The sequence below is a fragment of the Halobacterium bonnevillei genome, from assembly GCF_009831555.1.
Classification (GTDB): Archaea; Halobacteriota; Halobacteria; order Halobacteriales; family Halobacteriaceae; genus Halobacterium; species Halobacterium bonnevillei.
Genome location: NZ_WUUU01000175.1, coordinates 1 through 5,907 on the forward strand (window position 1 = coordinate 1; position 5,907 = coordinate 5,907).

6 protein-coding genes, 1 tRNA gene and 1 pseudogene are annotated in these 5,907 nt (G+C 68.7%); 4 read left to right on the top strand and 4 right to left on the bottom strand.

What is annotated here, in order from left to right; all coding sequences use genetic code 11:
• A partial coding sequence (locus tag GRX66_RS15555; RefSeq protein WP_201293057.1) for an enoyl-CoA hydratase/isomerase family protein occupies positions 1-203 on the bottom strand: 203 nt, incomplete at its 3' end.
• Between the two features lie 60 nt (positions 204-263).
• On the opposite strand from GRX66_RS15555, the gene GRX66_RS15560 reads away from it, so the two are divergent.
• Positions 264-926: a DUF7114 family protein gene (locus GRX66_RS15560; protein ID WP_159527360.1), complete on the top strand. Its 663-nt coding sequence runs from the start codon at positions 264-266 to the stop codon at positions 924-926.
• 43 nt (positions 927-969) lie between these two features.
• Positions 970-1,041, top strand: a tRNA-Thr gene (locus GRX66_RS15565).
• Positions 1,042-1,138: 97 nt separating this feature from the next.
• Here GRX66_RS15565 and GRX66_RS15570 read toward each other — a convergent pair.
• Positions 1,139-2,503 (bottom strand): MFS transporter, encoded by a 1,365-nt coding sequence (locus GRX66_RS15570; RefSeq protein ID WP_159527361.1) that lies wholly within the window; start codon positions 2,501-2,503, stop codon positions 1,139-1,141.
• A gap of 362 nt (positions 2,504-2,865) precedes the next feature.
• Here GRX66_RS15570 and GRX66_RS19620 point away from each other — a divergent pair, with 362 nt between their 5' ends.
• Positions 2,866-3,042, top strand: coding sequence for a DUF7501 family protein (locus tag GRX66_RS19620; RefSeq protein ID WP_201293058.1), 177 nt, complete (start codon positions 2,866-2,868; stop codon positions 3,040-3,042).
• Between the two features lie 87 nt (positions 3,043-3,129).
• Here GRX66_RS19620 and GRX66_RS15575 read toward each other — a convergent pair whose 3' ends face one another.
• A complete protein-coding gene (locus tag GRX66_RS15575) occupies positions 3,130-3,798 on the bottom strand; it encodes a hypothetical protein (RefSeq protein WP_201293059.1) in 669 nt (222 codons plus the stop codon).
• An 86-nt stretch (positions 3,799-3,884) separates the two neighbouring features.
• Positions 3,885-5,092: pseudogene (locus GRX66_RS15580) on the bottom strand (anion permease).
• Positions 5,093-5,313: 221 nt separating this feature from the next.
• On the opposite strand from GRX66_RS15580, the gene GRX66_RS15585 reads away from it, so the two are divergent.
• On the top strand, positions 5,314-5,907 hold a 594-nt coding region (locus GRX66_RS15585; protein ID WP_159527362.1), incomplete at its 3' end, for a dihydrodipicolinate synthase family protein.

The window sequence follows — 5,907 nt, forward strand, 5'->3', positions numbered from 1 at the left end:
GGGCCGTCCAGGTCCCGGACGGTTTCGAGGTCCGCGCCGGCGCAGAACGCGTCGCCGGCGCCGTGCACGTACACCACCGGCTGGGCCGCGTCCCGTACCGCGTCCCGGAGGTCGTCGAGCGCAGCGGGCGTGAGCGCGTTCCGAGCGTCCGGTCGGTCCAGCGTAACGACCCGCAGGCGGTCGTCGTCGTCCACCCGAAGCATACTAGGTCGGAAGCGGTGCTTTCCAAAGGTCTTTGCCGTTCCCGCCGCTACCAACTGTCGATGGAGGAGGCCGAGCAGGCGCGGGCTGCCGCCCGGGACGCCGTCGCGGACATCGAACCCGACGGCCTCCGAGCGGTCATCGACGAGCACGTCGCGTCGTCCTCGATGCTACCCGGCGTACTCACCGTGTTGAGCGCACGCGTCGTGGACGGGTCCGCCGACGACGACGCGGTGACGCGGCGAGCCGCTGGCGTCCAGTTGATCTACGAGGGACTGCGCACGACGAGGGACCTCGTCGCCGACGAACCGTGGGCGTACACCGACGAGGACGACCCCGACGACGACCTCGACGTCCTGGCGGCGGACGTGCTGGTCGCGCGCGGCTTCCGGCTGCTCGCTCGCACCGAAGCCGCAGGCCACGCTGTCCAGACCGTCCGCGAGTTCGGGCGCCACGAGACGGACAGCCAGGAGGGGCGGGCGCCGACCTCGCGGTCACTGGAGGCCAACGTCTTCGAACTCGCCGCCATCGCGGGCGGCACCGCCGCGGGCGGCGACACCCCCGTGGCGCTCCGGCAGTACGTCGTCGGCCTCGCGGACAACGCCGACATCCCGCTGCCGGACGCCCGCGACACGCTCCCCGCGGAAGTCGAGGACGTGATGGCGCGCGTCGGCACGACCACCCCCGACGAGCGGGTCAGTCCGACGTCCGCGGGCGACCGGTAATCGAAACGCCTAAAGAAGTCGCCGTGCCTTCTAACGAATGCGTGCCTGGGTAGCTTAGCGGTAAAGCGCGTCCTTGGTAAGGACGAGACCCCGGATTCAAATTCCGGCCTAGGCTCTTCTCGCGAGCGGTCGACCGTGGAGTTTCATCGCCGCAATTCCAACCGAGAACGGCGTTTGTAACAGACCCCGATCAGTCGTCGACAGCGGCGCGCCTACACGTACGCTTCGAACTCTTTGCCGAACGCGAGGAAGTAGCCGGTGCCGACGACGCCGATTGCGGCGGCGATGGTGAACGCGACCTCGGGGCTAACGAACTCCCAGAGGGAGCCGCCGAGCGCGGCGCTCGGGATGACGATGGTGTTGCGGAGGAGGTAGTAGGTCCCGGTGACACGGCCGCCGGCGCCCTGTTCGGCGGGGCCGACGATGAGCGCCTTGTGGGAGGGGAGCCCGGCGAACCGCAGGCCGGAGAACGCGAAGATGAGGATGAGAGCGCCGCTGGTGGTGAGGACGGGGGAGAGGGCCGCGGGGCCGCCGATGAGGACGACGGGGAAGACGGCGTACACCGCGAACCCGACCGCGACGACGGGTTTGAGGCCGACGTACTCGGCGGCTTTGGCGGCGGGCGCCATCACGAGCAGCGCGATCAGCATCTCGACGCCGAGCAGGTAGCCGAAGAACGCCTCCGGCGACAGGTCGACCGCGTACGTGGTACCGGCCAGCGAGACCGCGGTCTGGAAGCCGGCCTCGTAGAACTGCGTGACGACGAGCACGAAGAACACGTACACCATGCCGTTGGCGAACCGGACGAGGGTGTCGCCGACGAGCAGCGGCCGGAGTTCCGACGGCATCTCGCGGAGGTCGGCGCGGACCTGTTCGAGGCCCGCGAACGAGGTGCCGATGGTGTCCTCGCTCGCGTCGTAGAGGACGTGCTGGGCGACGGTGCCGACGACGCCGAACGCGACCGCGACCGCGAGGACGTACTGGAAGCTCACGGTGAAGTCGGAATGGAGGCCGATGAGGACGGCTGCCAGCACCGGCCCGACGAGGAACGCGGTACGGCGGAACGTCTCGGTGCTGGCGAACCCGGCCGCCAGCCGAGACGGATCGGTCGCCTGTTTGACGACGGCGAACGTCGCGCCGAGGCCGAAGGACTTCCAGGCCTGCGCGAGCAGGAGGCCGACGAAGATCCAGAGCCACGCGGGAACCGTCACGCCCGCGAGCGACACCGCGCCGAGCGCGGGTGCGACCAGCCAGACGACGAATCCGAGCGTCGAGACGAGGCCGAACAGCGTGAGGGAGTACCGCGAGCCGATGCGGTCGGAGATGGCGCCGCCGGGGTACGGGTAGACCGCCGAGATGACGTTGCCGACGGTGCCGAACAGTCCGACGACGAAACCGCTGGCGCCGAGCGCCACCAGGTACTCCGGCAGGAAGCGGTTGGTCATCTGGAAGGCGAGGCTGAACGCGAACATCGCCAGCGACAACACCAGGACGTCCCGCTGGAGCGCGAAGAACTCCCGGAACGTCCGGAGCGGGCTCGACTCCTCCGTCTCGACGGTTACCTCGTTTTGCGTCATTCGCAGGGCCCCCGGCGTGTGTGGTTCGCCCGCTACAGCTTCAGCCGCTCGTTCTCGAGTAGACAGTGTTCGGAACCCGACAAAAACCTAGCCATCCGGACGATAGAGGGTCGTCTGGCGGGACACATCTGGTCGTCCGTAGCGCCGTGCTGAGCCGTGCTGGGCTAGCTGGGCCTGAAATGGGGCATACTGTCGGCCGTTGCGCCGCGCTGGGCACGCTGGGCCGTTCGACCGTGGGGTTGTGGACTGTCCCGTTCTCGACTGCAGTTCGACCGTCGCGCCTGTAGGACGTTCTAGGACGTAATATTCCAGGGGAGAGTATGTAGAGAGTACTTATCCAGCTTCGTGTGCCATATGGTAGCATGGCAGCGAGTAGCAATTGGGCAGACGTGTACCAGTGCCCGTTCTGTGGCGGCGACCTCCCATCGCCGGGGCGCGGCTTCGTCGACCACATCGACCAGAACCCCGACTGCGACGAGGAGTTCGAAGCGTGGCGGGACACCATCACCGACGACGTCCCCCACGGCTGGCCCGGATAGCCAGACCACACTCCCCGGAGGACGCACCGCCCGCACGAACGACGGCCGACTCACGTCCGCGGGACGCCTCGTCGTCCCGCTGTCTCCTCACGTCGTCTGGTCAGTAACCGCGTTCGACCCCCCGTCCGCCTCGCCCTCTGACTCCGGGAGGCGCTGTTCGACGGTCTCCTCGACGTGCTTCTCGATCTGGTCTTCGACCTGTTCCTCCACCCGCTCTTCGACCGTCTCCTCCACCTGCTCACCCACTCGTTCCTCGACCGTCTCCTCCACCTGCTCCTCGACGGTCTCCTCGACCTCCGTCTCGACCCGCTGCTCGACGCGCTGCTCGACCCGGCCCGCGACTTCCTCGGAGACCTGCTCGTGGACTTCGCTGGGAACCCGTTCTTCGACCTCCTCGGAGACCTGGGAGTGAACCTCGCTGGGGACCTGTTCCTCGACTTCCGTCTGTACCTGGTCGTGGACCTCGCCCGGGACGCGCTCGTCGACTTCGCTCTCGACCGCGCCCGACACCTGGTCCTCGACCTCCTCGGCGACCGCTTCCTCGGCCTCCTCGGCCACCTCCTCCTCGAGAATCTGCTCGTAGATGCTCATGTTCTCCCAGACGCGCAGGAAGTACCCGAAGACGAGGCCGCCCTGGAGCGCCGCGACGCGGGCGTCCATCCCGAACACCAGCAGGTAGCCGAACCCGAGACTGAACGCCGCGCCGTAGACGATGTCGATGTAGAACTGCGTCTGCCGTCCACTGAGCGCTGGCATCACGGCAACCTACGTGCTCGTTCGTACAAATTCCCTGCGCCCTCCCGCGTGTAGGGTGACCGTACGTGGCGTTCGAGGCGGCGGCGTCAACCGAAGAAGAAGAGTTCGAACGCCAGGAACGACCCGACGGTGGCGACGACGGGGACGAGATTCTGCATCGCGACGACGCGAACGGTCGTCGCGGGGTCGAACAGTTCCGAGGCGTCCGGAAGTTCCTCCGGGGACTCCTCGCCGATGTCGCTCGACGCGCCGTCGCCGTCGTCCATCCCGGGGTCGCCGACAGTCGGCGCGTCCCCATCACTCGTGAGGGCGCCGACCGAAACGCGCGGGTCCGCTCGGCCGCGGACGGCGTCCGCGATTGTGAACGTCCGCGTGGCCTGCCCCCACCCGAGGCCGACGATGCACATGGTCGCGATGACGACGAAACTCGCGGGGATGCCCGCCGCGGACAGCGCCACGACGATGACGGAACTCACGACGGCGACGACGATTGCGGCCGTCAGCGGGAGGTCCGTGATGTCGTTGCCGAGCGTCTCCATGGTGCGTCTCGCGATGGTGAACGCGCCGACGGCGACGGCCAGCGACCCCACGAGGATGCCGTCGTTCATGCCGAGTTCGCCGCTGCCGACCAGCGGCGCGATGGCGTTCGCGACGTTGCTCGTCCCGGAACTGAACGCCATCAGGCAGCCGATTGCGACGACGACGGTCGTCCCGACGAGTTCGCGTCGCGTCGTGTTCGGGCCGAAGGCCGGCCGCGGGAGCACACCCGACCGCTCGACGGACAGCAGCGCCCCCTCGGTCTGGTCGATTGCGAACGCCCGCTCGATGCGCGGGTAGAAGTACCGGCCGATCATCACTGACACCCAGAACCCGATCGCTGGCGAGACCAGCCACCAGATGGCGATTTCGCCGACCACCGCCCAGTTCACGGTGTTCGCGGCGAGGCCGAGGCCGACGATGGCGCCGACCGCCGTCATCGACGTCGACGCCGGCGCGCCGGAGACGTTCCCGACGAGCAGCGCAGCGCCCACGAAGAACAGCACGGTGATGCTGACGGGGAGCGTGAACACGCCGCCGTCGTGGAGGAGGCCTTCGCCGAGCGTGTCGACGACCCGGCGGCCCAGCGTCCACGCGCCCGCGAGAAACACACCGACATGAGCGCGGCCGCGGTCGCCTTCGTGACGGCGCCGGCGCCGACCGCCGGCCCGAACGCCGGCCCCGTGGTCGCGCCGCCGATGTTGTACGCGACGAAACACGCGATGAGGACGCCGCCCACCAGCAGTGCGTCGGTCACGGTTCCGCCACGACGGTACGGGAGCGTCGGTGTAAGGAGTTACTACTCGCGTGAAATGCGGGAAAGCGGGAGTGGGGGGAGTGCCGGACGCGCGGGGGGAGGATGGGAGAAGTCGACGCGCGTCCAATCGATGGGTCTGTATTCGGGGCTTATAAAGATTCGTCAGACGGAACGGCGCTCGAGCGGAAACGCCTACGGTGTGGGCCGTCCACGGGCCATGTATGGACGGACTCGGCGTGCCGCTGGCGACACCGTTCGACGACGACGGGCGTGTCGACCACGCGGCCCTGGCGGCGTTGACTGCGTCGGTGACAGCGGCTGGCGCGGACTTCCTCGTTCCCTGCGGGTCGAACAGCGAGTCGGAACTGCTCACCGCGAGCGAACGCGCGGCCGTCGTGGAGACCGTCGTCGACGCCGCGCCGTCGGACGCGTCGGTGCTCGCGGGCACGGGCAGTCCGGGCTACCGGGAGACGCTGACGGCGACGGAGCGCGCGGCCGAAGCGGGTGCCGACGCAGCGCTCGTCGTCACGCCGTTCTACTACGACCACGACACGGAGGCCATCGTCGCGTACTACCGGGAACTCGCCGACGAGGCCCCGATTCCGGTCTACCTCTACAGCGTCCCGAAGTACACCGGCGTCGCGCTGTCCCCGCGGACCGTCCAGTCGCTGGCCGCCCACCCGAACGTCGCGGGCATGAAGGACTCCTCGGGGGACCTCGCGGCGTTCCAGCGCACCCGCGAGTACACCGCGGACGCCGACTTCGACCTGCTCGTCGGGAGCGGCGGCCTCTTCGCGCCGGCGCTGGACGCGGGC

Coding starts and splice junctions, on each gene's coding strand:
- GRX66_RS15570 (WP_159527361.1), bottom strand. CDS start 2,503: ATGACGCAAAACGAGGTAACCGTCGAGACGGAGGAGTCGAGCCCGCTC.
- GRX66_RS15560 (WP_159527360.1), top strand. CDS start 264: ATGGAGGAGGCCGAGCAGGCGCGGGCTGCCGCCCGGGACGCCGTCGCG.
- GRX66_RS15575 (WP_201293059.1), bottom strand. CDS start 3,798: ATGCCAGCGCTCAGTGGACGGCAGACGCAGTTCTACATCGACATCGTC.
- GRX66_RS19620 (WP_201293058.1), top strand. CDS start 2,866: ATGGCAGCGAGTAGCAATTGGGCAGACGTGTACCAGTGCCCGTTCTGT.